At 63.7% G+C, this 24,815-nt stretch carries 22 protein-coding genes and 5 pseudogenes; 14 read left to right on the top strand and 13 right to left on the bottom strand.

The features are described from left to right. The first annotated feature begins 120 nt into the window (after positions 1 to 120). Positions 121 to 1,408 (top strand): annotated as a pseudogene (locus N7E70_RS27975) (IS110 family transposase). 226 nt (positions 1,409 to 1,634) lie between these two features. Here the strand turns inward: N7E70_RS27975 and N7E70_RS27980 are convergent. Then, positions 1,635 to 2,467: pseudogene (locus tag N7E70_RS27980) on the bottom strand (IS3 family transposase); the annotation flags it as partial. 51 nt (positions 2,468 to 2,518) lie between these two features. Further along, a complete protein-coding gene (locus tag N7E70_RS27985) occupies positions 2,519 to 2,653 on the bottom strand; it encodes a hypothetical protein (protein WP_263008289.1) in 135 nt (44 codons plus the stop codon). 359 nt (positions 2,654 to 3,012) lie between these two features. Between N7E70_RS27985 and N7E70_RS27990 the strand changes: the two genes are divergently transcribed. Beyond that, entirely contained in the window at positions 3,013 to 3,837 is an 825-nt protein-coding gene (locus tag N7E70_RS27990) for a TniB family NTP-binding protein (RefSeq protein ID WP_263008227.1), read from the top strand. A gap of 63 nt (positions 3,838 to 3,900) precedes the next feature. Here the strand turns inward: N7E70_RS27990 and N7E70_RS27995 are convergent, their stop codons facing one another. Next, on the bottom strand, positions 3,901 to 4,224 hold the full coding sequence (locus tag N7E70_RS27995) for a hypothetical protein (protein ID WP_148912987.1): 324 nt from the start codon (positions 4,222 to 4,224) through the stop codon (positions 3,901 to 3,903). 29 nt (positions 4,225 to 4,253) lie between these two features. Between N7E70_RS27995 and N7E70_RS28000 the strand changes: the two genes are divergently transcribed. Both N7E70_RS28000 and N7E70_RS28005 read left to right on the top strand, forming a co-directional pair. Then, positions 4,254 to 4,784 (top strand): hypothetical protein, encoded by a 531-nt coding sequence (locus N7E70_RS28000; RefSeq protein ID WP_148912986.1) that lies wholly within the window; start codon positions 4,254 to 4,256, stop codon positions 4,782 to 4,784. 253 nt (positions 4,785 to 5,037) lie between these two features. Next, positions 5,038 to 5,277 (top strand): annotated as a pseudogene (locus N7E70_RS28005) (transporter associated domain-containing protein); the annotation flags it as partial. Positions 5,278 to 5,299: 22 nt separating this feature from the next. Here N7E70_RS28005 and N7E70_RS28010 read toward each other — a convergent pair. Then, positions 5,300 to 6,280, bottom strand: coding sequence for a calcium/sodium antiporter (locus N7E70_RS28010; RefSeq protein WP_089389417.1), 981 nt, complete (start codon positions 6,278 to 6,280; stop codon positions 5,300 to 5,302). Positions 6,281 to 6,373: 93 nt separating this feature from the next. Between N7E70_RS28010 and N7E70_RS28015 the strand changes: the two are divergent. Beyond that, positions 6,374 to 6,747 (top strand): annotated as a pseudogene (locus N7E70_RS28015) (IS5 family transposase); the annotation flags it as partial. 296 nt (positions 6,748 to 7,043) lie between these two features. Here N7E70_RS28015 and N7E70_RS28020 read toward each other — a convergent pair. The 3 genes from N7E70_RS28020 to N7E70_RS28030 form a co-directional block, all read right to left on the bottom strand. After that, positions 7,044 to 8,072: an IS110 family transposase gene (locus tag N7E70_RS28020; protein ID WP_148912985.1), complete on the bottom strand. Its 1,029-nt coding sequence runs from the start codon at positions 8,070 to 8,072 to the stop codon at positions 7,044 to 7,046. Between the two features lie 125 nt (positions 8,073 to 8,197). Continuing rightward, complete coding sequence (locus N7E70_RS28025) at positions 8,198 to 10,027, bottom strand: SLC13 family permease (protein WP_148912984.1); 1,830 nt, start codon at positions 10,025 to 10,027, stop codon at positions 8,198 to 8,200. A 47-nt stretch (positions 10,028 to 10,074) separates the two neighbouring features. After that, on the bottom strand, positions 10,075 to 10,935 hold the full coding sequence (locus N7E70_RS28030; RefSeq protein WP_161601074.1) for a universal stress protein: 861 nt from the start codon (positions 10,933 to 10,935) through the stop codon (positions 10,075 to 10,077). Positions 10,936 to 11,252: 317 nt separating this feature from the next. Between N7E70_RS28030 and N7E70_RS28035 the strand changes: the two are divergent. Continuing rightward, positions 11,253 to 11,663, top strand: a pseudogene (locus tag N7E70_RS28035) (zinc ribbon domain-containing protein); the annotation flags it as partial. Between the two features lie 87 nt (positions 11,664 to 11,750). Here N7E70_RS28035 and N7E70_RS28040 read toward each other — a convergent pair. The 4 genes from N7E70_RS28040 to N7E70_RS28055 form a co-directional block, all read right to left on the bottom strand. Next, on the bottom strand, positions 11,751 to 13,193 hold the full coding sequence (locus tag N7E70_RS28040) for a GntP family permease (RefSeq protein WP_148912982.1): 1,443 nt from the start codon (positions 13,191 to 13,193) through the stop codon (positions 11,751 to 11,753). Positions 13,194 to 13,199: 6 nt separating this feature from the next. Continuing rightward, a complete protein-coding gene (locus N7E70_RS28045; RefSeq protein WP_148912981.1) occupies positions 13,200 to 14,282 on the bottom strand; it encodes a patatin-like phospholipase family protein in 1,083 nt (360 codons plus the stop codon). Positions 14,283 to 14,331: 49 nt separating this feature from the next. Next, positions 14,332 to 15,681: an MgtC/SapB family protein gene (locus N7E70_RS28050; protein ID WP_161601073.1), complete on the bottom strand. Its 1,350-nt coding sequence runs from the start codon at positions 15,679 to 15,681 to the stop codon at positions 14,332 to 14,334. Positions 15,682 to 15,809: 128 nt separating this feature from the next. Next, on the bottom strand, positions 15,810 to 16,202 hold the full coding sequence (locus tag N7E70_RS28055; RefSeq protein WP_148912979.1) for a hypothetical protein: 393 nt from the start codon (positions 16,200 to 16,202) through the stop codon (positions 15,810 to 15,812). Between the two features lie 364 nt (positions 16,203 to 16,566). Between N7E70_RS28055 and N7E70_RS28060 the strand changes: the two genes are divergently transcribed. Genes N7E70_RS28060 through N7E70_RS28095 form a run of 8 tightly spaced genes read left to right on the top strand, consistent with a single transcriptional unit; the run spans position 16,567 to position 23,532 of the window. Beyond that, positions 16,567 to 17,079, top strand: a complete 513-nt coding sequence (locus tag N7E70_RS28060; RefSeq protein WP_161601072.1) for a Na+/H+ antiporter subunit E — start codon at positions 16,567 to 16,569, stop codon at positions 17,077 to 17,079. Next, positions 17,066 to 17,353 carry a monovalent cation/H+ antiporter complex subunit F gene (locus N7E70_RS28065; RefSeq protein WP_199257650.1) on the top strand — a complete coding sequence of 96 codons (288 nt, stop codon included), beginning with the start codon at positions 17,066 to 17,068 and terminating at the stop codon, positions 17,351 to 17,353. The genes N7E70_RS28060 and N7E70_RS28065 overlap by 14 nt, the downstream gene beginning before the upstream one ends. Next, on the top strand, positions 17,350 to 17,649 hold the full coding sequence (locus tag N7E70_RS28070; RefSeq protein ID WP_148912977.1) for a cation:proton antiporter: 300 nt from the start codon (positions 17,350 to 17,352) through the stop codon (positions 17,647 to 17,649). The genes N7E70_RS28065 and N7E70_RS28070 overlap by 4 nt, the downstream gene beginning before the upstream one ends. Next, on the top strand, positions 17,646 to 18,590 hold the full coding sequence (locus N7E70_RS28075; RefSeq protein WP_148912976.1) for an MnhB domain-containing protein: 945 nt from the start codon (positions 17,646 to 17,648) through the stop codon (positions 18,588 to 18,590). Before N7E70_RS28070 ends, N7E70_RS28075 begins: the two co-directional genes overlap by 4 nt. A gap of 7 nt (positions 18,591 to 18,597) precedes the next feature. Further along, positions 18,598 to 18,918 carry an NADH-quinone oxidoreductase subunit K gene (locus N7E70_RS28080; RefSeq protein WP_148912975.1) on the top strand — a complete coding sequence of 107 codons (321 nt, stop codon included), beginning with the start codon at positions 18,598 to 18,600 and terminating at the stop codon, positions 18,916 to 18,918. Then, complete coding sequence (locus N7E70_RS28085; RefSeq protein ID WP_148912974.1) at positions 18,915 to 20,372, top strand: complex I subunit 5 family protein; 1,458 nt, start codon at positions 18,915 to 18,917, stop codon at positions 20,370 to 20,372. Before N7E70_RS28080 ends, N7E70_RS28085 begins: the two co-directional genes overlap by 4 nt. Next, complete coding sequence (locus N7E70_RS28090; protein WP_148912973.1) at positions 20,369 to 21,847, top strand: complex I subunit 5 family protein; 1,479 nt, start codon at positions 20,369 to 20,371, stop codon at positions 21,845 to 21,847. Before N7E70_RS28085 ends, N7E70_RS28090 begins: the two co-directional genes overlap by 4 nt. Then, complete coding sequence (locus tag N7E70_RS28095) at positions 21,844 to 23,532, top strand: complex I subunit 5 family protein (RefSeq protein WP_148912972.1); 1,689 nt, start codon at positions 21,844 to 21,846, stop codon at positions 23,530 to 23,532. The genes N7E70_RS28090 and N7E70_RS28095 overlap by 4 nt, the downstream gene beginning before the upstream one ends. Positions 23,533 to 23,771: 239 nt before the next feature. On the opposite strand, the gene N7E70_RS28100 is transcribed toward N7E70_RS28095, so the two are convergent. Both N7E70_RS28100 and N7E70_RS28105 read right to left on the bottom strand, forming a co-directional pair. After that, complete coding sequence (locus N7E70_RS28100) at positions 23,772 to 24,446, bottom strand: YcbK family protein (protein ID WP_148912971.1); 675 nt, start codon at positions 24,444 to 24,446, stop codon at positions 23,772 to 23,774. Positions 24,447 to 24,517: 71 nt separating this feature from the next. Beyond that, positions 24,518 to 24,805 (bottom strand): DUF6127 family protein, encoded by a 288-nt coding sequence (locus N7E70_RS28105; protein WP_148912970.1) that lies wholly within the window; start codon positions 24,803 to 24,805, stop codon positions 24,518 to 24,520. Between the last annotated feature and the right edge of the window lie 10 nt (positions 24,806 to 24,815).

Genomic DNA, 24,815 nt, shown 5'->3' on the forward strand with positions numbered 1-24,815 from the left:
TCGCCGAGACGTCGGTGCGCGCAGCTCTTCGCTGCAGGCGCGCACCGGCTGAGGCGGTCATGGCCGGTCAGAGTGTCTCTAGGATGTGTCTGTTCACAACCCATTCTGGAGCGACTGACCATGACCAAACTGGAATCTACACCCGCCGCTGCAGTGCTGGTAGCGATCGATATCGCCAAGGTGCGCAACGAAGTGCTCATCGAAGCCTCTGGTCACAGACGCCGGCGGCGGCTGACAGTTCTCAATTCCCGTTCAGAACATGACCGGCTCATAGAAGCCTTGCAGGCATATGGCCGTCCGGTGATCTGCGGCTTCGAAGCGACCGGCAACTACCATCGCCCGCTTGCATGGCGCCTCGGCGAGGCTGGCTTCGAGTTGCGTCTGGTGTCATCGCTGGCCCTCGCGCGGACACGCGAAGCACTGCACAACAGCTGGGACAAGAACGATCCGAAGGATGCGCAGGTGATCCTGCACATGCTCAGGCTCCACACAACACAAGCGTTCCATGATCCGCTGCGCGCGGGCATCAATGACATGCAGGAACTGTCGAAGACGCACGAGGCGGTGGCAAAAGCCAAAACCGAGATCCAGCACCGCATCCTGACGCATTACCTGCCGCTGTATTTTCCGGAGATCGATCGTTTCCGTGGGAACAGTCGCAGCGATTGGTTCTTTGCCTTCCTCGATGCCTTTCCGACGCCGGCCAGCGTCACGGGGCTGACAAAGGAGGAGTTCGTCGAGGCGGCTTGGGATGTCGTCGGCCGTAAGGTGAGCAAGACACAGCTCCTCATGGACATCTACGAGACAGCGCGGACCTCAATCGGTTTACCTCTACCCCTTGATGCCCCCGCCATTCGCATGTTCCGTATGGTCGTGGCCGAAGCGCGCAGCCTGATCAGGCAACGCAATGAGATCGAGATGCAGGCTGATGAACTGCTGCGGCACAGTCAGGATTACCAGCTCCTGCGGCAGATCCCTGGCATTGGCCCCATCAATGCGCTGACGATTATTGCCGAGGCTGGCGATCTGCGCCGCTTTCGGCACCATCGTCAGTTTCTGAAGTTCTGCGGGCTGGACCTGTCGACGCAGCAGTCCGGTCAATACCGTGGGCACACCCGGCTCTCGAAGTTTGGCAATGCTAGGCTGCGACGAACGCTCTGGATCGCCGGGCAAGTGGCCATCCGTCAGCGCGAGAATGGCTTCAGGCACAAGTTCGAACGCTACATCGCACGCGATCGCGACAATCCCGATCTGCGCCGCAAGGCGATGACCGCAATTACCGCCAAGATGGCGCGCGTCGTGCACGCCGTCATCAAGAGCGGTTCCGACTACCGGCCCTTCGTCGAGGGGCGGGTGCCAGGTGGAAGAACCTCTGTCAGCTAGGGCCGTGAGGGCATCTTTGCGATGACCCTGTAGATAATGTTCGGGTCTTCCACCTGGATCAGTAGCTCGTGTTGAGGACGGTGAGGGCCGCCGCCAGGCGTACCCTGTGTTTGCTATGGACGAGACCTTTTCCTTTGCCAGTGGAAGCCGCCTGGTTCGAACACCCAGCTTGACGAGCGCCATGCAGCAAGAGCATGCTGGCGCACAGAGAGACTTTGACTGTCCCCTTCAATTCCTTCCGCTCTTAGGACGTTGTCCGATCGAACATGGCCCGGCACACCGCGCAGGATGAACAGATCGGACAGGACGTCGATGACGTCGGTCGAATTGAGCTTGCGATCGATGCGGATCGCCAAGCATTCTCGGGTGAACTCATCAATGATGTTGAGCATGCGGAACTTCCTGCCATTGTGCGTCCGGTCCTCGACGAAATCATAGGACCAGACGTGGTTGGGATGCTCCGGCCGAAGCCGGACGCACGATCCGTCATTCAGCCAGAGACGGCCTTTCTTCGGTTGCTTCTGGGGAACCTTCAGCCCCTCCCGCCGCCAGATGCGTTCGACACGCTTGGCATTCACCGTCCAGCCCTCGAACCGCAGTATCGCGGTGATCCTGCGATAGCCGTAGCGGCCATAGCGGGAGGCTAGGCGAATGATGTCGGCTGTCAGCGCCTCTTCATCCGACCTGCCTTCCGGCTTCTTGCGCTGGGTCGAGCGGTGCTGGCCGAGAACCTTGCAGGCAAAGCGTTCCGAGACGGAGAACTTCGCCATGACATGATCGACGCAGCGGCGACGGCGGGCGGGGCTCAGAAGTTTCCCGCGGCAGCCTCTTTCAGGATCAGCTTCTCCAGAGTCAGATCCGACACCGCCTTGCGCAGCCGGTCGTTCTCTTTCTCGAGCTCTTTCAGGCGCTTCACCTGGTCGCCCTTCAAGCCACCAAACTCCTTGCGCCACCGATAATATGAGAACTGCGTTACACCGATAGAGCGAACCGCTTCACCAACCGATCGACCTTGCGACAACAAGACATCGACCTGGCGCAGCTTCGCGACGATCTCTTCGGGCTTGTGCTTCTTCTGGGGCATTCCAACGTCCTCTCTAAAGGCTCAATAGCCTACTTCAGGGAGGACCACTTTTCAGGGGGCAGACCAGTTCTTGAGCGTCTGATGCCAGCGCTCGATCTTGCCCTGGGTCTGCGGATGAAGCGGAGCGCTGCGGACATGGCTCATGCCGTTGGCGTCGATCCATTCGGCGAGTTCGCTGGCTGTCAATTTACGTTTGAAGCTGGGACTCACGCATTGAGTGTTTTCAACGGTTTGCGTGAGACTGAAGTGTAACGCCTTATGCTTCAAATGAGACTCTGGCGGGCATTTGTTACACTCAAATTGAGATTGATCGACCGGTCTATCGACCGTAGTGTCGGGTATGATCTCATCCTCGGATAACCCCGATCAAGATGACAACCCGGAAGAGTTCCTTCGATATCTGCTTCGCCGTACAGGCGGGCAAGTAACCGCTGAGGTTGTTGCGGCTGCGCGCGAAAGGTTTAGCATCCCGCGATCGACGCTGTTCCGGCTGGCTGCGCGGTTCAGAAAGACGCAACGCACATCAAGTCTGCGACCAAGGAAACGTGGTACTCACGAAGGCGCTGTCAGGCTCGACCCGAGAACCGAGCGCATCATTGCCGAGCAGGTTGATGGCTTCTGGCTTAAAAAGGAGAAGCCAAGCCTTGCTGCGCTGTTGCGACGTATACGGGAAGTCTGCCTCACCGAAGGTTTGTCCCCTCCTCACCGCAGCACCGTCCAAGCGCGATCATCCACCGACGATCAACCCCAGCACCGGCGTGGAGAGCATGCCGGTGCTAGCGATTACGTTGACATCACGTCCGACAGAGCGCCGGATCTACGGGCAGTTGCTCATGGCCATGGGAGCCAGCATCAACGAACGTCTGACCCTCATGGAACTCGAGATCCGAACCGTCCTCTTGCTGAAAAGCAACAATGTGCGTGTTCTGGTGTTTGACGAGGTGCATAACCTCCTCGCCGGCACGCCGAGGGAACAGCGGGTGATCCTCCAGCTTCTGCGATATCTGAGCAACGAGATCAAAGCGTCGCTTGTCTGCCTTGGCGTATCGGAAGCGCGTGATGCGATTGCCGGCGACACACAACTGGCCCGACGTCTGGATCAGTTTGTGCTGCCCAGATGGAAGGCAGATGAGGAGTTCCAGGAACTTGTAACGGCGATCCTGCGCAGCCTGCCGCTCAGGCTGCCATCCTCTTTGTCAAGCCAAAGCCTACGGCACCTTTCTCGCCTCGGTGACGGCATCACAGCTCGCGTATTCGGGATACTCAACGAGCTCGCAATCGAGGCGATCCAGAATGGTATCGAGCGCATCACCGACGACAGCATTGAATCCTGGAGGCCAGCCTTGGAGAAGGAAGCAGCCTTCGCATAGCCGCCCAGACCCTTACACTTCAATTGAGACTCACTCGTCCTGAGTCTGAATTGGAGTGTAACATTATTGCCAAAAACGCCCGAGTCCAAGATTGAAGTGTAAATCGACAACAGCGACGACCCGGACCGACGCAAGGACCGGACGGAGTACCTCCTCGATGTCGCGGTCTATCGCAGGCAGCTTCGATTCCTTGGTGGCGCAGGGGAGCGTCTGCATGAGAGTTTCTCTGCCGACATTCTCGCTGCGGAACTCGTCGACGATGAACTTCGTCTGGTCGCCGACTGCTCCTTTTACGTCACAAAGGATCGCGACGTCGTTACAATCGCGCTCGCCGGCGGTACAGTTGAAATCAAAGAGTACCCCCCAGCCAAGTGGACTGAAGCTCAAAAAGTAGCCAGACGAAATGGATAAGGATTGTGACCGAACTGTTCGCGGGAAATGTCGAGGTCCAGTATGGACAAGCTTATATCGAATTGGATGGTAAATTTAACGGGTTTATGGACGATTGCTTCCTCGGTCAAAAGAATGGCCTTTGCGGAGCACAGATGCCAGCAATATTGTTTCTGATGACCGGTCTGCATACCGGCGTTGTAGGCATCACCATAAACCTGTTCGACGCAGACCCCGGCTTTGAAAAAAGTTGGGAGGAGATTGTGGAAGTCTCTTTTCAAGCTCCCAGAGGAGAGATCACCTTGATGGAATGGGCGGCCGATCGTGGCGTGGGTATGGCCGTGCCGGTCGGGTTCTATCGGGCGCGGTACCAAGGCCGGGCGATGCAGGCCGCCAACGAACTGGACACCAATATCAACGATACCCCCGTCGATAGTTATCGGCTGGACCTGTGGCCCGCTCCGCCGGCCCCAGATCGTATCATAAAGCAAACCTCGACCATCGCAGCCTATTGGCATGACTGGGCCAGCAGCCTCCCCATGTCGCAGAAATCCTGACTTTTGCACGTGCGAGGTGGGGATTTTTTGCCAGTTTCATCAATGCAATATTCCGTCGAGACTCGGCAAGCTGAGTATCGCCGCCCCGGCGATCGAGGGAAGACGGCGGGAACCGGCGTTCCCGGTTTTATACCGAAGTGGCGGAGGGGATGGGCCTGACGTCGAACCTTCTCCAGTCTAAGTCATTGTTTTTATTGATCGCAAGCACCCTCGACGGAATGGCGAGACCCGACCTCCTGTATGACCTGCGACGCGGGCCGACGGATCCTACCTGATCGCGGGCTGGATGCCGGTCGACGAGTTCGCCGATCTGCTCTCGCTCGACTTGGACGAAGATCGCGACTTCGAGACAGTTGCAGGACTTGTCCTCGACGAAGTGGGCCAGTTGCCGGAAGTGGGGCAGCGCATCGACCTGCAAGGCTGGGGGGTCGAGGTGGTCGATATGGACGGTCGGCGCATCGACAAGCTTCTGGTGCAGAAGGCGGCGGCCTGAGCCCGCCGCCGCTATCCTGGATTTAGGGCCAGATCGCCCAGACATAGACGAGGTAGCCGGCGAGCAGGACCGCGCCCTCCCATCGCGCGATCCTGCGCCCGGTCCAGGCGAAGGCGACCAGCGCCAGCGAGACGCCGATCATCACGAGGTTGTCGAAGCTCACGATCTCGGCCGGGACCACGCCTGGCGCGATCAGCGCGGTGAAGCCGCCGATGCCAAGGATGTTGTAGATGTTCGAACCGACGATGTTGCCGAAGGCCACGTCGCCCTGCTTTTTGAGCCCGGCGACGATGGAGGTGACGAGTTCCGGCATGGAGGTGCCGACCGCGACGATGGTCAGCCCGATCACTGTCTCTGAGATGCCGAAGCCACGCGCGAGCGATACGGCGCCGTCGACGAGGAACTTGCCGCCGAACACGACGAGCACCAGTCCGGCGACGGCGATCAGGGCTGAGACGAGGAGCGACGCCTGTGGTGGCGCCGGAGGGGCGAGCGCGGGATCTACCTCCTGCAAGGCGATGCTCTTGTCGTAGACCGCTCCGTGATCCGGGGTGGCGGCGCGCTCTTGCCGGAAGGCAAGAAAGATGTACCCAACGAGCGCAAGGATGAAGACCGCGCCTACGGCCCGCCCCATGGGCATCACCGCAGCGGCTGCCGCGAAGGCCACGGCCACGGCCAGCATCACCAGACCGTCGCGCTTGAGAGCCGACGACGCCACGATAATCGGGCTCAGGAGTGCCGCGATGCCCGCGATCAGCAGGATGTTGGCGATGTTGGAACCGACGATGTTGCCGTACGCGATCCCCGGCGCATCCGAAAGCGCGGCCTGCACGGACGTTACGAGCTCGGGCGTCGAGGTGCCGAAGCCCACCAGCGTTAACCCAATGACAAGTGGCGAAACGCCCAAGCCCGTGGCGACCTGCACGGCCCCGCGCACCAACAGTTCGCCGCCTGCAATCAGCAAGACAAGGCCGCCAATAAGCGGCAACCAGATTTCCAACACGTTCAAACTCCGTACGTTTTTTGATTGAGAACCTAGGGTCAGTCCCTATAAATCTTTCTTGCACGCCAGCATGTTGACTGATTCATGCTGGTCATGAACCAGAGCAATACAAGATACTTCTGGCTGAGCGCGGAGCAGATGCGACGCATTCAGCCCTTCTTTCCCAAAGCGCGAGGGCGTGCCCGATCTGACGATTGCAAGGTGCTGAGCGGCATCATCTATGTCAAGCGAAACGGTCTTCGCTGGCAAGATGCGCCAGCGGTCTATGGCCCTTATAAGACCCTGTATAACCGGTTCGCCCGCTGGTCCCGGATGGGCATCTTCGCCAGAATATTTCAGGAGCTGGCGCAACCAGGCGCTCAAGGCGACACGCTGATGATGGACAGCACATTCCTGAAGGCGCACCGCACCGCGGCCAGTCTTCGAAAAAAGGGGATCGTCCGCGCGCGATCGGACGCACGAAAGGCGCGGAGGGCATGGGCCTGATATCCAACCTTCTTTTGTGGATGCCGCTCGGTTTGCAAGGAATTTCTGATCGTCCGGACATGTGATCGAGTGCGGTCTTTTGTCAGGCCTGTTCGTGCGGCTGACTGGCGCCGCTGGCCGGGATGGTGATGCGCGGAGCGGGGCCACATCTCCAAGAGCGAGCTCGAGGCTCGGAGAAGGTTTCTGGTTTGCCCGACCCGGATCATGTCGATCAATTGCCCATTCGGATCTTGTCTTCCTCACAACTCGGTGACCTGGATGGCCGCTCGGCTCCCGATCAGGCGCCGATCAGCACAGGGCCGCGATAGCTTTCGCCGCGCGTCAGCATCGCCCAGATGCCGCGCGCCATCTTGTTCGCCAGTGCAGTTGCCACGACCGGGACCGGCTTGCGCTCCAGCCTCCGCGCCAGCCATGAACCCTTCGGCGCCCCTCGCCTGGAGGCCCAGCGGATCACGGCGGTGGCTCCGATCACCAGCAATCGCCGGATATCGCGTTGGCCCATTTTCGAGGTTTTCCCGAGCTTCTGCTTGCCACCGCTGGAATGCTGTCGCGGCACCAGGCCGAGCCAGGCGGCGAAATCGCGTCCGCGCCGGAACTGCTCCATCGGCGGGGCGAAGGTCTCGACCGCGAGCGCGGTGATCGGGCCGACGCCCGGCATCGTCTGCAACTGGCGCGGCATCTCCGCCTCCTGAGACATGGCTGCGATCCTGGCCTTCAGGGCATCGATCCGGCCGGTAAGCTGAGCGATCTGGTCGAGGAGCATCCGGCAGATCTCCCGCGCGAGGTCCGGCACGTCGCTCCCGGGATCTTCGATGATCTTTGCGAGGCGCGGCAGGTAGCCGATGCCCTCGGGCGCCGTATGGCCGAACTCATAGAGGTGCGACCTGAGCGAATTCACGGCCTCGGTCCGCTGCTTCACCAGCTGCTCGCGCGTCCGGAACGCCACAGCCCGGGCTTGCTGTTCCGCAGATTTCGGTTCGACGAAACGCATCGTCGGCCGCAGCGCCGCCTCGACGATCGCCTCGGCATCGGCGGCGTCATTCTTCTGCCGTTTCAGGAACGGCTTGACGTAGTGCGGCGCGATCAGCCGGACCTCGTGCCCGTGCCGCGCCATCTCCCGCGCCCAGTAATGCGCGCTGGCACAGGCCTCCATCGCCACCAGGCACGGCGGCTGGTCCGCCATGAACCGCGCGAACTGCGGCCGCGACAACTTCTTGCGGAACACGACCGACCCGTCCGCCGCCGCGCCGTGAACTTGGAACACGTTCTTTGCCAGATCGACGCCGATGATGCTAACTTCTCCCATGGATGCCCTCTCCTACAGCTTGTGCTTCGACACAACGAGTTTGGCACATCGCGATGCCGTCAGGGGAGAGCGGCATCCACCCCATCTCCACCTTCTGGCGGCATTCAGGCCTCGGGGCATGGTCGCTAGAATGGCAGCACGAGCGGCACCAGCGCCACGCTGGCAGCCATGCAGATCGCAGCGAAGGGCACGCCGATCCGCAGGAAATCCGCGAACCGGTAGTTGCCCGGCCCCACCACGAGCGTGTTCACCGGTGAGGAGACGGGCGTCATGAAGGCAGCCGAGGCCGCCAGCGCCACCGTCATCGCGAACGGATAGGGCGAGGCCTCGAGGGCGCTGGCGACGGCCAGCGCCACCGGGGCCATCAGGACGGCCGTTGCCGTGTTCGAGATGAAGAGCCCGAGCAGCCCGGTGACCGCGAAGATCGCCGCCAGCACCAGCCGGGGCGAGGCACCGTCGAGCGCACCGAGCAACGCCTGTGCCGCGATCTCGACCCCACCGGTACGCTGTAGCGCCAGCGAAAACGGCAGCATGCCCACGATAAGGATCAGGCTCTGCCAGTGGATCGAGCGATACGCGCCCGCCATGTCGATGCAGCGGAAGAGCCCCAGTAACAGGCAACCGAACAGCGCTGCCTGCACGTTCGGAACGATCCCCCAGACCATCAGCACCAGCACCAGCACCAGGACGCCGACGGCCAGCGGGGCGCGGTGGCGGGCGGGCACCGCTTCATCAGATTCCGCGGGCAGTTCCAGCAGCACCAGATCGCGGCGCTCGTCCGCCAGCTTGCGGATCGCACGCCAGGGGCCGACGGTCAGCAGCGTGTCGCCGGCGCGCAAGGGCTCGTCGATCACGTCCATGGGAACGGGTTTCGTGCCGTGCCTTATGCCGATGACCGACAGGTCATAGGTGCTGCGAAAGCGGGCCTGTGTAACTGTCTTGCCGATCAGGCGCGAGGTCGGCGGCACGATGATCTGCGCCATGCCGATTTCCTGTGCCGTGTCGGTGAACCACTGACCAGAGACCGGCAGCGCGATCAGATCGTGCGCCAACGTGAAGCCGTCCAGATCGAAGCCCGATGCGCCATTCAAGCGACGATCGATCATTAGGATGTCGCCTGCCTCAAGCACAGTCTCGGCGCGTGGATGGATCAGTTTACGGCGAAACCGGCTACCGCGTTCGATCGCAATAATGTTGATGCCTGCACTGGCACGAAGGTCCAGCGCATCCAGCCGCTTGCCTGCGAGATCGGAGCCGGGTCGCAACCGCAACCGATGCTCGCGCCCGGCCAAATCGTAATCCGCGACCCAACCTGTCAGGGCGGCACGCTCGGGCAATTCCGGCGCCGTGCCCGGGGCGAGGAAGCGGCGCGCGACCAGCATGTGAAGGATGGCCAGCACCAGGACCGGGACGCCAAAGGGGGTGAAGGCGAAGAAACCAAAGCCCTCGTGCCCCTGCCGCATCAGTTCGGAATGGACGACCAGATTGGGCGCGGTGGCGACCAGCGTCATCATCCCGCTGATCAGCGCGGCCATCGACAGCGGCATCATCAACCGGCCCGCAGGGATGCGGGCGTTGCGGGCGATGCGCAGCACGATCGGAATGAAGATCGCCACCACCCCGGTCGAGGACATGAACGACCCGACGCCTGCCACGATCACCATCAAGAGGAAGATCAGCTTCGCCTCGCTGGCTCCGGCACGCGCCGTCAGCCAATCGCCCAGGCGCTGCGCGACGCCGGTACGCACCAGCGCCTCGCCGATCACGAACAGAGCCGCGATCAGCACAATGTTCGGGTCCGACAGGCCCACCAGCGCCTCGGACATGGTGATGACGCCGGTCATCGGCAGCGCGACCATCATGATCACTGCCACCACATCCATGCGCGGACGGTTAAGCGCGAACATGACCACCGCCGCGCCCAGCAGGGCCAGCACCATCGCAAGAGGGGACATGGATCAGACCTCGCAGTCAGTCAGGGGCCGATGGGCTCGCGGGCGTCTCATCCCTGGGGCGGAACCGCCAGCACGTCGATCTCGACGCTACCCATCAGATCCTGCGCGACACTGCCAAGAAACACACGCTTGATCCCCGAGAGCCCGCGCGTGCCGATCACCAGAAGATCGGGCTTTGCTTGCTGCACAAAACCGGCGATGGCATCCGCGCCGACGCCTTCGATGATGCGGGCGCTATAATTCAGATCGCCTAGTTCGAGGCCCTGAATGAACCGGCCAAGTTCTCGACGCGTGGCCTGGAACTCGCGCTCGGCTTCCTCGTGAACCCGCTCGGCCGGGATGCCCGCATGAGTCATCATTTGTCGCGTGATCGGTGCGTAGCCATGCACGAACGTGACATTGGCGTTGTCCAGCAGGCCGAGCGCATGCGCCTTGCGGGCGGCTTGGCCTGACGCTTCGGACATGTCCGTTGCAATTAGAACCTGACGCCAGGGCCCGCCCCTACCGTCGTTTGCCATTACGACCGGGCGTCCCGACGTTCGGGTGACACGCTCGATAGTCGTGCCCACGAAAACGTCGCGCAGGAACTGCCGCCGATGCGCCCCCATGACGATCAGATCGGCTTCGCGGGTGCGCGCCTCTTGCCCGATGACGTGAAAGGCATGGCCCGCAAGCACAGCCACTTCGCAGGCGCCGGGTTTGCCGAAACTTGCAACCTGAGCAGTCAGGTAATCCTCGGCGCTCCAGATTTCGTGGCGCATCCGGTCTTCGAGCAGGTCGTCCTCGACCACATGCAAAACGCAGAGCGCCGCACCGGTCACTTCGGCGAGCCGCACAGCACGCTGAACGGCGGGCGTGGAGCGGGACGAAAGATCGGAGGCAACAAGGATCGATTTCAGCATGGGCATGGGGGGGCAAGCAATCAAACGGGACCCCTCGCAGTATTGCATCGAAACATCCGCGGGAAAACCCGAAAGCGCCCAGGACGCTAGCACAGGCGGCAGGCGCTTTCTCTCGTGCTGCTCGCCATGGCGCTGATGCTGGCGAAGTCGTGCGGTTTCAGGGACTGACGCAAGGGGGCTGACTCATCCTAAGGCTGATCGCTGATCGGCCTGGTTCTGGCTTCACCACCTCGGTGCTGGGCGGGCCTCTCGCATCGGAGCAAAGCTCCCGGGATGAGAGCCGCGATTCATGCCGACCTCGTCCTCTGGCTGGTGGGCGAGGGCACACCCGCAAGGGCGACAGGCTTTACCGCTACTACGTCAGCCAGACCGTCCTGAAGCACGGGGCCGGATCATGCCCGGTCGGTCGCGTGCCGGCGGGGGAGATCGAGGCCGCGGTCACCGACCAACTCCGTGTCGTGTTCCGACAGCCAGAGGTTGTTGCGGGGACTTGGAAGGCGGCGCGTGCCCACGCCGACGGCGTCTCCGAGGCCGACGCCCGCGCGGCATTGCAGCAGCTCGACCCGCTGTGGGACGAACTCTTCCCTGCCGAGCAGGCACGCATCGTGACATTGCTGGTCGAGCGTGTCGACATCGGCACAGGCGGGTTAAACGTCCGGCTCCGGATGGACGCGGAGGGGATGGGCCTGACGTCCAACCTTCTCTTGTGGCGAGCTGCCTCTCCACGCGGATGACGATGCACGGAGGTATGCTTGCACGCGCGCCACCGGCCTCTGGCGGAATACCTTTGCAGGCCGGGCTGACTTGACTGGGATTCCTTCTCAGAAACTCCCCAGCAACGTTCCCAGGGTGATCAGCACGATCAGCGCGATGATCGGCACAACCACGGCGACGACGGCAATGTCAAAATAGGCCTCGCGGTGCGTCAGGCCGCAGATTGCCAGCAGCGTGATGACGGCACCGTTATGGGGCAATGCGTCGAGCCCGCCGGTGGCCACCGCAGTCACCCGGTGCATCAGGTCGGGCGAGATGCCTGCGGCCTGGGCCGTCTCCAGATAGACGGCGCCGAGCGTGGTGAGCGCAATGCTCATGCCACCGGAGGCCGAGCCGGTCATACCGGCGAGAAGACTGACCGAGACCGCAACCGAGATCAGGGGATTGTCGCCGCCGATGTCGACCACCGAATCGCGGATCAGGGCGAAGGCCGACAGCGAGGCGATGACGGACCCGAATCCGACAAGGCTCGCGGTGTTGAAAATCGGCAGCAGCGAGGCGTGGGCGCCGGCGTCGAGGGTGGTGTTCAGCCTAGGCAGGCGCGACCGGTTCACGGCAATCATCACTAGGATCGAGATGACCAGAGCAACGATGATGGACCAGATGCCGCGCACCGAATCGATTGTCGTCGCGCCATATTCTGAAGCAGCAAGGTAGTCAGTGTTCATGGCCGGGATGACGAGGGTGGTGAAGGCGAGATTGACGGCAATTACTGTGGCAAGCGGCATTGCCGCCAGCATCAGGGACGGCAGCTCGGCCGGACGCGCTTCGGCGGAGATTTCGGCAATGTCGAAGCCTTCGGCCGCGGCGCGGTCGCGCAAGGCCGTGGCGGCGAGCGGTGCTGTGTCCGGGTGATCGCCATAGCCTTCGGAGGTGGCCCGCGCCCGTCGCTCCAGCCACAGTTGGCCAAGCGCAAACATGATCAGGGCGGTCAGGATGCCGAGCCCCGGCGCGGCAAACGGCGAAGTGCCAAAATAAGGCATCGGGATGGCGTTCTGGATCGCCGGCGTACCGGGCAGCGCGGTCATGGTGAAGGTGAAGGCGCCAAGAGCGATGGTGCCCGGTATCAAGCGCTTGGGGAGGTCGGCGCGACGGAACACTGCAGCAGCGATCGGAAACACCGCGAACGCGACGACGAACAGCGATACCCCGCCATAGGTCATCGCCGCGCAGGACAGCACCACGGCAAGGATCGCACGTTCGCTGCCAAGCTTGCGGATCGTGGCATTGGCCAGAACCTCAGCACTGCCGGAGTCCTCCATCAGCTTGCCAAAGATGGCGCCGAGCAGGAAGACCGGAAAGTACTGGACGATGAAGTCGCCCGCCGCCACCATGAAAATCTGGGTGTAGCTGGCAAGCAGGGGCCGTTCGAGCGAGGCGAGCACGGCGAGCATGGCAAGGCCCGGCGCCAGGATCAGCAGGGTTACGCCGCGATAGGCGAGATAAATGAGCCCACCGAGCGCGGCGACGACAACCAAGATGCCATACATTGGCGACTACTCCGCTGACCGGTTGGTGCTCGACCGCTCGGGCGCCCTAACCAGACGAAGCGAGTCGGCGAACAACGCGTCGAGATCGAAGGTGGAGCGTACACCGATCCCGTCATAATTCGCCTTTAGCCACTGGTGCGCCCAAGCCCGGCCGCGCTCGTGCAGGTGGGTGAGGAATGTCCATTCGGCGTTGAGCTTGCTCGAGGAGTCCAGATCCTGTAATTCTTCAGCGGCATGGATCAAATGAACCCGCATGTCGCGGTATCGCTCCGTCTCAATTCCCTCCGCATCGATAAGCTGGTGCAGCAGCTGGATCGCCCGCAGATCCTTGATGAGGCTGGAATTGAAGCTGATCTCATTCACTCGGTTGAGAATATCCCGCCCCGTTCGCGGCAGTTCGCGGCGGGTCATCGGATTGATCTGGACGATGACCATGTCGCGACAGTCGGTCTGGTCGACGAGGGGGTGAAGCGCCGGATTGCCGATGTAGCCGCCGTCCCAATAGGCCTCGCCGTCGATCTCGACCGCCTGGTACACCGATGGCAGACAGGCCGAGGCCATGATCGTTTCCACCGACAGATGCGGCTGGGTAAAGACGCGCGCCTGGCCGGTCCGAACGTTGGTGGCGGTGACGAAGATCTTCGGAATCGCGCAGGAATTGACCCGATCGAAGTCGACCGTGCTGGCAACAAGGTCGCGCAACGGGTTGATATTCAGCGGATTGAGCTCATAGGGCGAGAACAACCGCGTCATATTGTCCAAGTACAGATAGCCGGGCGACCTGTCGAGGTTGAAGTTGCTGGTGAGCCTGTTCCACCAGTTGCGCTGCACCGGCGAAAAGCGCGCCGCATCGCTCACCGCCCGCCAGAAGGCGGCGAGCGCATCGCGCGCTCCGTCCCGGCCGCCCTGGTGGAACCCTTGCGCCAGCACCACGGCATTCATCGCCCCAGCGCTGGTCCCGCTGATGCCTGCGATCTCCAGCCGTTCGTCTTCGAGGATGCGGTCGAGCACCCCCCAAGTCAGCGCCCCGTGGGATCCGCCGCCCTGAAGCGCCAGATCGATCGTCTTTGTGGGCTGTTGCTGGGCCATATCGCTCTCCACACATAGCACTTTCCCTGTCAACGCCGCGGCACGAAGCTCACTCCGTGATCATGCTGCTGATGGCGGCTGCAAACCACCACCCTGCCCAGACGGCGGCGGCGGTCAGCAGCAGGCCGCCGGCGACAGTCCAGCCGAACGGCGTCGCCCCTCCGCGAAGGGCCAGGACGATCCGCACACCGGCATTCACACTGATCGCTGCTGCCAGCGGCACGACCGCCTCGGATGCCGGCAACTGCCCGGCCAAAACCAGCGAGGCCAGCGCAACAGCGGCGGAACTGGTGCTGACGAGGCCCGCGAGTGCGGCTGACCACAGGACCGCCTCGCTCCCGAATTGATCATTCAGCAACGCGGAGACGACGATGACCGTGGCGACGGTCAGGGCAAAGCTGATGGCCGCCCGGATGCTGAAGATGCGGCTGGGAAGGTCGAGACCCTCACGCTCTCTTGGCCCGTCGCGCGATCCGAAACGCGCAAGCGCCGTCCCGTAGAGCAGCGCCACCGCGGTCGGGACGATCAGGATCGGCGCTGACAGAGCAAACATCGAAGGGCTGAGGAAGAGCAGCACGATCCCTGTCTGCACGAGCGAGGAGACCGACGAGAACGTGACACCCGCAGCGGCCGGATAGGTGTCGACCGGCCGATCCTGCACTTTCTTCGCCATTGCCACCACGGTCGCGGTGCTCGAGACGAACCCGGACAGGAAACCGCTCAGTGGCAACCCCAGCCTTGCGCCGAACACCCGGGTGGAGATGTGGCTGACAGCGCCGATCGCCATCACCAGGATGACGATCACGAACAGGTTCTGCGGGTTGATTGCCCCGCCCGGCCCCAGGCCTTCGTTCGGCAGGATCGGCAGGATCAAGAGCGTCGAGACACCGAGGATCAGACCGTCGCGGACCTCGAAATCGTTGAGCACCGAGCGGCTGAACTCGCGCAGAACCGTGCGGGCCGCCAACAGCGCCGCCACGAGGACTCCCGAAGCCGCCGCGAGGAAGGTGTGCTCGATCGACAATGCACCCAGCATGACCACGATCAGCAGCGCAAGGCTGGTGGTCAGACCCGCCTGCCGATCCGGCAGAGACAGATGCGTCACCATGCGCAGGCCGCCGATGACGGCGATGGCGACGGCCAGCATCGGCCACCCTCCGGCAATCTGACTCAGCGCGCCGGTCAGCGAGGCGAGCGCGAAGGTGCGCACGCCTGCCGGGGCGGGGCCTCCGGGCTCTCCTGCATTGCGCTCGCGCTCGATCCCGATCAGTAGGCCGATGCCCAGGGCTTCGAGCAGCAATAAGGCCTGAGAGGTTTCCAAGTTAATTTCACCATTTGTTGCCGCATCCAGCAAAACGACTGGTCGCGCGGTAGGCGGTTCATACTGCTGCCGCAGCAACGGCCCCACCTTGAACCTTGGGCAATGCCGTTTGGCAACGGACTTCTGTCCATGAGAGGAGAATTCTTACCGCGCGCGAACGGTCGTGGCCCATCTGAGTGCCGAGCAGTCGGCGTTCATGCAAGCCATCACCGCATGCGCTCGGCGAACGCCAGGGCCGGAGCAGGGCCGTCGACAATACAATGGGCAAAGTGAGCGTCGAGGGTGGCATCGTGGCCCGCGAGCTCAAGCCCGGTCTGCCGAACGACAAGCAGCACGAGCTCGCGGCCGAGCGGAAGCCAGGGGTGCGGCCCGAAACTGCCCTCGCTCGCGATCGCCACGCGCGCATTCGGGCCATGCTCGAAGGCCGCGGCGATCTTGCCGAGCGCGGCGTCAAGCTGCGTCCCGGTCCGCTCGATCTCACGGGTGAAGGTCCCGAACCGGTCGGTGTCAAAGCTCGTTAGCACAATGCAGTCGAGGCCCAGCGCCTCGGTGAGCAACGGGGAAATTGCGCGTTCCTCGCCGCGCATGGTGGCGATCACCGCCCGCCCGCCGGGCGGATCGGCGGGTCCGTGGGACGGAGTCCGCGCGAGTCGGAGGGACGAATAGGCATCGTCTGCATCAACCCGTGAATAAAACGAAACTGCGCACGGTGCCTGACTGATTTATTGACCTAAATCTGGAGTACCGTTTTAAAATGTACGCTTTCGGGTCGCGATCAGCAAGCGTTTCCGCTGGCGACTGGCAGTCGCCCGTTGCGCGATTTTTTCTTGGAAACGTGCTGCTAATGCTTCTTTCCAGTTGTGCTAAACCAAAAAACCTTCTAGTCAGTCTTGGTCCATCATTTCCATGCACTACGCGACTGGACCATCGGGTGTCGGTGGGTGTGAAGATTGGACTCAGATCATGCAAGTGCATTCGTCAGTGGCACGCCTCGTCACCTTCTCCCTCTTCTGGCTGGCGCTGACGGGCGGCGTGACGGATGCGCTTTACCACGGGGCGCCAGCGGTTCTGCTGGCAACATGGGTTAGCCTGGTGCTGTATCCGGCGACGCAACCGGGGATCCGGCTGGGGTGGGCAGTCCTGTACGTGCCCCACCTCCTGCTCCGCGGCTTCTGGGGGGGGCTGGATGTCGCGCGGAGGGTGCTCGACCCACGTCTGCCGGTCCGGCCCGGGTGGTTCCGGATTCCGCTCTCAACGAATATCGTCGAGGTGAATGCCGTGCTTGGCGGGGTCGTCAGCGTTCTGCCCGGCTCATTGGCTGCAGGGGTCCGCGGCGGCGCGCTGGAGGTCCACGTGCTTGACATTGACGATTTCGACACGCGCAGCCTGGAAGCAGAGGAACGCCGCGTGCTTCGCCTGTTCGGTGCCCCTGTCGCCGCCCCGCGCCACACCGGAGGGCATCGTGGACACAACTGACCATTTCATGCTCGCCGCCATCGCCCTGCTGCTCGCGCTGGCGCTGGCGCTTTTTCGCGCCTGGCACGGACCACGGGCGATCGATCACGTGATGGCCGCTCAACTCGTCGCGACCAGCGGGGTCGGCGTGGCGCTGACGCTGGGCGCGGCCAGGGACGACGCATCGATGCTGGACGCCGCGTTGGTGGCGACGGTGCTAGCGTCGGTGGCAATTCTCGCCTTCGTGCGCGAGCGCCGGAGCACTGGGCGCAAGCCGCGAGAGACACAGCCATGACCCTCACGGACTACCTCGTACCCGCGCTTCTTTACGTCGGTGTATTCTTCTATGCGGCCGGATCGCTGGGGCTGCTCAGGTTCCAAGATGCCGAATTGAGGCTGCACGCGCTCACCAAAGCCGACAACGTCGGTCTGGGTTTCGTGGCGCTTGCCGCCGCGTTGCACTGGGGCTCGGTTGCCGCCGCCGTCAAGATCGCCGCCGTCTGGCTGTTCGCGCTCATGGCCGCCGGAGCGACCGCGCAGCTGATGGCTCGCCGTGCGAAGACTTCGGCCGAGCGGGGCTCCGACGAATGACGCTGGCCTTCGACATGATCCTCTGTCTGATGATCGTCGGCACTGCCGCCGCGGCGCTGCTTATGCGCAACGCGCTGGCGGCGATCGTCTTCTTCATCGTGCTCGGAAACTTGCTCGGTCTGGCATGGCTCGCGATGGACGCTGTAAATGTCGCGATGGCGGAAATCGCCATCGGAGCGGGCGTCACCGGAGTTCTGCTGATCCTAACGCGGCAAAGGCTGATGGCGCTTGGCGACGACCTTGTCAGCGCCGAGATGCCCGGCTGGCTTCGAACCGGTGCACTGGTAGCCTGCGCTGGCTTCGCGGCACTGATCGGATCCGCAGTTCTGAGTGTCGCGCCCGCCGACGACTTGGGTGGGTCGATCGCCGCGCTGATGCCGGGCCTTGGCATCGAGAACCCGGTGACTGGCGTGCTTCTGGCCTTTCGCGCCTACGATACCTTATTGGAAGCTTTCGTCCTGCTGGGCGCCCTTGTGGCGGTCTGGTCGCTCGCCCCTCGCGGTGCTTGGCCGCAGCGGCCCGCGGCGCTGGCACTGGCGGAGAATGGGGGACATGGCGTGGCCGCAGCTTTCGGTCGGCTGCTCTTGCCCCTGGCGCTGGTCATGGCGGCCTACCTGGTCTGGGCGGGGTCGGACCTGCCGGGCGGAGCGTTCCAGGCCGGAACCGTGCTGGCGGGCGGTCTGATCATCGCCGCGATCGGCGGCGCGGTTTCATGGCCGCGCGCCGACGACCGCTACCTCCGCGTGGCTCTGGTGCTTGGCCCGGCGGTCTTTCTCATTATTGGCCTGGCGGGCATCGCCCAGGGCCGGTTCTTGTTCTATCCGCCAGGCTTCGAGAAGGCCTTGATCGTCGCTATCGAATACAGCCTTGCGCTGTCGATCGGCGTTACCCTCGCGCTGCAGGTGGCCGGACCGCCGGTGGCGCCCGATCACGAAGGCTGACCGAGGCATGACGGTGCTCCTGCATCTTTACCCATTGACGGGCGTGGCCTTGGTGGGGCTCGGCTTTTATGGATTCCTGATCCTGCGCCATCCGCTGCGTCAGATCCTGGCCGTCAACGTGGTTGGCGCAGGGATCTTTCTTGTCTTGGGTGGCCTTGGACGCGGGGCTGCCTCGACCGACCCTTTCCCGCAGGCGCTGGTGATCACCGGAATCGTCGTCGCCGTGGCGCTTACTGCCTTCGGCGCGGCGCTGATTCTGCGTGTGGCCGAGGATGAGCGTGCGCCGGACGACAAGGCGGCGGCCAAGACAACCGACGACCACACATGAGCCCGCTCGACCTGCTTGTCGCGGTTCCGCTCGCCCTAATGATCGCGGCCTTGCTCCTTGGCACCTGGGTGCGCTGGTTACTGCTTACGGCAATCCCGGTCATGGCGGGCCTCACGGTCTGGCTGTTGCTGCTGCCAGAGGGCTCGGCACATGTGGTCGGCGACTGGAACCTGCCGCTGGGAGTTCAATTGCGCGCGGATGGGGTTGCACAGCTGATGGTGGGCGCCACGGCTGCCTGCGCCTCGATTGTTGGACTGTATGCGCTTCATGAATTCGCACCTGGCCCGGACCGATCGGAAACCGCCCACGGCTATGCCTTCTGGCCGCTCTTCTACCTGTTGTGGGGCGGAGCGAATGCCGGGTTCCTGAGCACCGATCTCTTTAACCTTTACATCGCGTTGGAGATGGTCAGCCTGGCGGCGGTGGCGATGGCGGCGATGGGCTCGTTGCGCGCGGCCTTGCGCTATTTCGTGATCGCTCTGGTCGGTTCACTGGCCTACCTGCTGGGCGTGGCCCTCCTGTTCGCGAATTATGCGACGGTGGATGTGACGCTCCTGGCCGAGATGGCGCGGCCTGACCTCGCGACCAAGACGGCGCTCGCGGTGATGACGGCGGGGCTGCTGATCAAGGCGGCGGTCTTTCCACTGCACGGCTGGCTGCCGCCGGCGCATGCAGCAGCACCCGCCCCCGCCAGCGCCCTGCTTTCGGCGATCGTCGTGAAGGTGGGCTTCGTGATCCTGCTGCGCCTGTGGTTCGAGGCATTCCCGGCCATCGTCGCTCCTGCAGGGCTGGAGGTGCTCGGCTGGCTCGGTGCGCTGGCAGTCCTTTACGGCTCGGTTCAGGCGATCCGGCAGGACAGCCTGAAGGCCCTCGTGGCTTATTCGACCGTGGCGCAAATCGGCTATCTCCTGCTGGCCTTCCCTCTGGTCGCGACTGCGGCAGGGAGCGGCGGGGCTTGGGCCGGGATGACGATCCACGCGATTGCCCACATGCTTGCCAAGGCGGCGATGTTCCTTGCCGCGGGTTTGATGCTCAAGGCCGTCAACGGCCACCGTCTCAAAGACCTTCACGGGCTTGCGCGGGCGATGCCGTTGACCGTTGCGGCATTCGGGCTGGCTGCGGTGTCGCTGATGGGCCTGCCGCCTTCGGCCGGCTTTATCGCGAAATTTCTCCTGCTCGAGGCCGCAGTGGAGCAGGGCGCCGTGTTCGCCGCCGCCGTGCTGATCGTCGGCGGGTTGATGGCCGCAGTCTACCTATTCAACCCGCTGGCCTGGACCTTCGCCGGCAGCGACACGCCAGTGGTCGAGGCGACGGCCCCGCTGCGCACCGCCGCACCGCTGGCGTTGGCGCTTCTGGCAGTGTCTCTAGGGTTCGCCGGACAGGCGATGGTCGATGTCGCTGCCAGTGCGACCTCGGCAAGGCTGCCGGCGGCTGTGGCGGTGGATGTCCGATGATCCATTTCCTCCCCCTGCTGTTGGTCTTCCTGCCCTTCGTTCCGGCACTGATCAGCTTCGCCCTGCCCGACCGCATGGCGGTATGGCGCGACGTGACCAACATCAGCTTCGCCCTGATCAAGCTGGGGCTCGTGGGCTTTCTCCTGCTGGCAGCGCGGGAGGGCGTGATCACGGAATGGCGCTACGAGTTCCTGCCGGGCCACGACTTCATCCTCCGGGCTGATTCAATCGCGCTGCTGTTTGTCACCCTCTCGGCCTTCCTGTGGCTGATCACAACGGTCTTCGCGATCGGCTATTTTGGGCGCGGCCCTCACCTCGCGCGCTTTTTCGGGTTCTTCAACCTCTGCGTCCTGGCTGCGACCGGCGTGGCCATGTCGGGCACTACGATCACGTTCTTCCTGTTCTACGAGCTCCTGACGTTGGCGACGTGGCCGCTGGTCGTCCACCGGGGTGACGAGAAGTCTCTACGCGCGGGGCGCATCTACCTGATCTACACCCTGGCTGGCAGCGCCGCCTATCTGGCGGGCATCGTCTGGCTGAGTTCGCTCGTAGGCAGGGTCGAGTTCACTGCGCCGCCTGACCTATCCGGTATTCCGCGGCTCGAGCTCACGCTAATCTTCATCCTTTGTATCGGCGGGCTTGGGGTCAAGGCGGCGCTCATCCCGTTTCACGGATGGTTGCCCGAGGCCATGGCAGCACCCGCGCCGGTCAGCGCGCTTCTGCACGCCGTGGCCGTGGTCAAGGCCGGCGCCTTCGGGATATTGAGGATTATCTACGACGTCTTCGGCATCGAGACGGTCTCGGATCTCGGTCTCGCCACGCCGCTCGCCATGCTGGCCGGGGCGACGATCCTCTACGGGTCGTTCCGCGCCCTGATGCAGAATGACATCAAGAAGCGGCTCGCCTATTCGACGGTAAGCCAAGTCAGCTACATCATTCTCGGCGCCAGCCTGATCGGTCCCTTCGCCATCATCGGGGCGTTGGTGCATCTAGTGCATCAGGGGATCATGAAGATCACCCTGTTCATGTGCGCGGGCACACTGGCCAACCGGATGGGGATAAAGTCGGTGACGGATCTCGACGGCGCCGGGCGGGCGATGCCGGTGACGATGGCGGCATTCAGCATCGGTGCGCTTGGCATGATCGGCATTCCGCCGACCGCAGGCTTCATCTCGAAATGGTACCTGGGATTGGGCGGGCTGCAATCTGACGCGCGATGGGTCATCGCTGTGCTGGCGGGATCGTCGCTTCTGAACGCACTCTACTTCCTGCCGCTTCTCTATCGCGCCTACCTGCTTCCACCACCCGAAGGCCGGTTGCCGGTGCGGGAACTGGACGGCACCTGGAATCGGATGCTGGTCCTCCCTGCCGCGTTGACCGGCCTGACAGTGCTTGCAGCCGGACTCTTTGCGACTTTCCCGCTCAGCCCCCTGAGCTGGGCCGTGCTGATCGCAGAGAGGGGATACCTGAAATGACAACCGAAGCCACCCTTCTGCTGCCGTTCGTGATCCTCTGGCCGCTCCTTCTAGGTGTCCTGTGCCTAGTGCCGAAACTTGGGCCGAAAATGCTGCCGACGCTGCCGCTCGGGCCGCTACCGGCACTCGCCGCCGTGTTACTGGCGCCGCGAGACGACACCTTCAGCGTGAGATGGATCCTGCTCGACGGCGGGCTACGACTGACAGACACGGGCGCGATGTTCCTGGGCGGTGCCGGGCTGGTATGGCTCTGCGCCGGGGTCTATGCCCTGCGCTACATGCGCGGCGATCCGCGGGCTCCAACTTTCGTACTGTTTTGGATGCTTGTCCTTGCCGGAAATCTGGGGGTATTCTTGGCGGCGGATCTAGCAAGCTTCTACGTCTACTTCGCGCTGGTGTCGCTGGCTGCCTATCCGCTCGTGATCCATGATCGCAAGCCAGCCTCAATGTGGGCCGGGGCAGTCTACATCATCCTTGCGGTGATCGGTGAGACGGCGTTGCTGGCAGGGTTCCTGATGGCCGTCGAGGCGGCGGGGGGAACCACCCTTATCGACAAAGTCCGCGTGAGCCTTGCCGCTCCAACGGCCGATCCTTTGGTCCAGTGGCTGCTGATCGCGGGATTCGGCATCAAGGCGGGTCTGGTGCCGCTGCATGTCTGGCTTCCGGTGGCGCATCCGGCGGCGCCGGTTCCAGCCTCGGCGGTGCTGTCGGGCGCCATTGTCAAGGCAGGTGTTTTCGGACTGGTAACATTTTTGCCGTGGGGTCAGGCGTGGCCGGTCAGCGGGACTGTGCTTGCCCTTGCTGCGTTCACCGGGCTATTCGCAGCGGCACTTTACGGCGCGATGCAGCGCGATCCCAAGACCGTGCTGGCCTATTCAACCGTCAGCCAAATGGGGCTCCTGATGGGCGCGATGGGCGCGGCGCTGGCGGCGGGCCTGCCGGCTGTCTCGGTGCTCCCGGCGGTGTCGCTTTATGCACTGCACCATGGGCTCGCAAAGGGGGCGCTGTTTCTGGGCGTCGGCGTCGCCGGCAAGGCGCGTGGCGCGTCGCGGGTTTTGGTCATCGCGGTCCTTGCACTGGTCGCCTTGTCGATCGCCGGGCTGCCTTTCACCGCCGGGGCCTTGGCGAAATCGGCGATCAAGGGCCCTGCGGGCGACTTTGGCGCGACGTTAGTCGGCCTCTCCGCGCTAACGTCGGGGCTTCTGCTTGCGCGCTTTCTGTTTACTCTGCCCAAGGCTGAAACGGCAGATCGCCCCCCCGGTCTCATGGTCGTGCCGATGGTGACGCTGGCCGCCGCTGCGCTCGCCCTGCCGTGGTATCTCTATACTCCGGTGATGGGCATGGCGCCCTACGGGACGATCGACCTACTAGCGCTCAGCGCCAGCGCCTGGCCCCTCGGGCTCGCAGCGGTTCTCGTCATCGCCGCGGTGGGAACCGGATTGCGCGCCCCGTCGCTCCCCGAAGGCGACCTGCTCGGAGTGGTCGCGAGGTTCAGCGCCCGTGCGGCCGCTGCAACTCAAGCCGCCGTATCGGCGGGCGGGTCAGAGAAGCCGGTCGAGAAAGGAAAGACCTTACCGGTGATCGCTGAGGGGCTGGAACGGCTGGAGCGGTTGATCAACGACCACGCGGCGACCTCGGTCACCCTGATTCTCGTCGCGTTGGGCCTATTCGCCGCGCTTGCCTGACGGCCCGCCAGCCGCCCCGCCCCGGGCCAGATGCACCGGAATTGGAAGGTGTCGCCGCAGACAGCGGAGTACTCTTCTGGAGTGGCCGTTCGTCATGTCGTTGCGCTGTTCCATGCCCGCAGGCCGGGCGGTACGACAGATCGACGGCAGGAACAGGCAGACCGCGCGGTCGACAGCGCCGTAGCGCAAAGCCGTCCGCATCCACGGGCTGGCGGCCAAACCGGTTAGGAGCGCGGCGATCACCGCCGCCCCCGCTTCCAATCGTCGAGGCGGGCGTAGATCGTGACCGCGATGCCCCCAAGCGCGACTACGATGAAGACCCAGCGCAGGGCGTCGAGATACGGCACGAGCGGCAGGATGGCGGTCTGGGTCTCGGCCAAGATACTCTGCGCGACCTCCACCCCTGCTGCGCCCAGCGTCGCCACACCAGCCGCCCCTCCACCCTTCATGGTGCGGCTGGCGGCCAAAACCTCGCGCGCTGGTGGCGATTCTTCGGCGAAGGCAGTCGCCCGGACCGGGAAGCGCTCGCCCCACTGACGTGCGGGCCCGAGGTCGATGTGCATGAACCCCGATCGCGGATAGAAGCCGAAGCCGAGGAACCCGACCTCCCGCGCCGCCGCCTCGAAGGCCACGGGGTCGTGGTTCGCCATGGCGATGTCGAAGGCCGCGCCATCCATATGCTTCGAGCGCGTCGCGCCGCCCACGGCGCGGTTGTGCTCGGGGCTGCGATAGGCGGAACGCACGATCAGCGGCTTGCCCAGCCTGTCGCGCAGCGCCTGCAGCCTGTCGAGCGCCGGTTCGTTGATGAGCAGCTTGCCGGTGCCCCGGCAGGCGATCTCGGCGGGTGAGAAATTCGGCCAGCGCCAGGTGCCCTCGGGCACGTCGCGCCAGTGGCGGTGGAAGGTCGTCGTCATGGGGGTCCTCCGAAAACGAAAAACCCGCCTCGAGGGCGGGTCATTGCGGGCTGATGGATGGGGGTACGCGGCTACGGACCGCCGCCGAAGATCTTGAGCTTGATGGCTATGCCCGCGAGCAGCGCCAGCATGACGCCGGTGGTGATCATGCGGACGGCGGTCTGCATCGCGGTGCGGCGCACCAGCCGGATGCAGTCCACCAGGGAGCGCAGATCGCGGATGTCGAGCGCAGCCTCGTCGCCGTCGAGCCCGACATCAGAGAGCGCGCGTTTCGCGCCTTCCTCCGCCGCCCGGGTCAGGATCGCCTCGAACTCGGCGTCGGGCATGCGCACGAAGCCCTCGGATCGGGGTGGGTTCATCGGATCCTCC

This window comes from Aminobacter sp. NyZ550, from assembly GCF_025628925.2.
Classification (GTDB): Bacteria; Pseudomonadota; Alphaproteobacteria; order Rhizobiales; family Rhizobiaceae; genus Aminobacter; species Aminobacter ciceronei.

What these genes read in the sequence shown, in the direction of transcription:
- N7E70_RS28095 (WP_148912972.1), top strand. Translation starts at nt 21,844, where the DNA reads ATGACAACCGAAGCCACCCTTCTGCTGCCGTTCGTGATCCTCTGGCCG.
- N7E70_RS28090 (WP_148912973.1), top strand. Translation starts at nt 20,369, where the DNA reads ATGATCCATTTCCTCCCCCTGCTGTTGGTCTTCCTGCCCTTCGTTCCG.
- N7E70_RS28070 (WP_148912977.1), top strand. Translation starts at nt 17,350, where the DNA reads ATGACCCTCACGGACTACCTCGTACCCGCGCTTCTTTACGTCGGTGTA.
- N7E70_RS28040 (WP_148912982.1), bottom strand. Translation starts at nt 13,193, where the DNA reads ATGTATGGCATCTTGGTTGTCGTCGCCGCGCTCGGTGGGCTCATTTAT.
- N7E70_RS28045 (WP_148912981.1), bottom strand. Translation starts at nt 14,282, where the DNA reads ATGGCCCAGCAACAGCCCACAAAGACGATCGATCTGGCGCTTCAGGGC.
- N7E70_RS28020 (WP_148912985.1), bottom strand. Translation starts at nt 8,072, where the DNA reads ATGGGAGAAGTTAGCATCATCGGCGTCGATCTGGCAAAGAACGTGTTC.
- N7E70_RS28100 (WP_148912971.1), bottom strand. Translation starts at nt 24,446, where the DNA reads ATGACGACGACCTTCCACCGCCACTGGCGCGACGTGCCCGAGGGCACC.
- N7E70_RS28075 (WP_148912976.1), top strand. Translation starts at nt 17,646, where the DNA reads ATGACGCTGGCCTTCGACATGATCCTCTGTCTGATGATCGTCGGCACT.
- N7E70_RS28080 (WP_148912975.1), top strand. Translation starts at nt 18,598, where the DNA reads ATGACGGTGCTCCTGCATCTTTACCCATTGACGGGCGTGGCCTTGGTG.
- N7E70_RS28025 (WP_148912984.1), bottom strand. Translation starts at nt 10,027, where the DNA reads ATGTCCCCTCTTGCGATGGTGCTGGCCCTGCTGGGCGCGGCGGTGGTC.
- N7E70_RS28085 (WP_148912974.1), top strand. Translation starts at nt 18,915, where the DNA reads ATGAGCCCGCTCGACCTGCTTGTCGCGGTTCCGCTCGCCCTAATGATC.
- N7E70_RS28105 (WP_148912970.1), bottom strand. Translation starts at nt 24,805, where the DNA reads ATGAACCCACCCCGATCCGAGGGCTTCGTGCGCATGCCCGACGCCGAG.
- N7E70_RS28060 (WP_161601072.1), top strand. Translation starts at nt 16,567, where the DNA reads ATGCAAGTGCATTCGTCAGTGGCACGCCTCGTCACCTTCTCCCTCTTC.
- N7E70_RS28030 (WP_161601074.1), bottom strand. Translation starts at nt 10,935, where the DNA reads ATGCCCATGCTGAAATCGATCCTTGTTGCCTCCGATCTTTCGTCCCGC.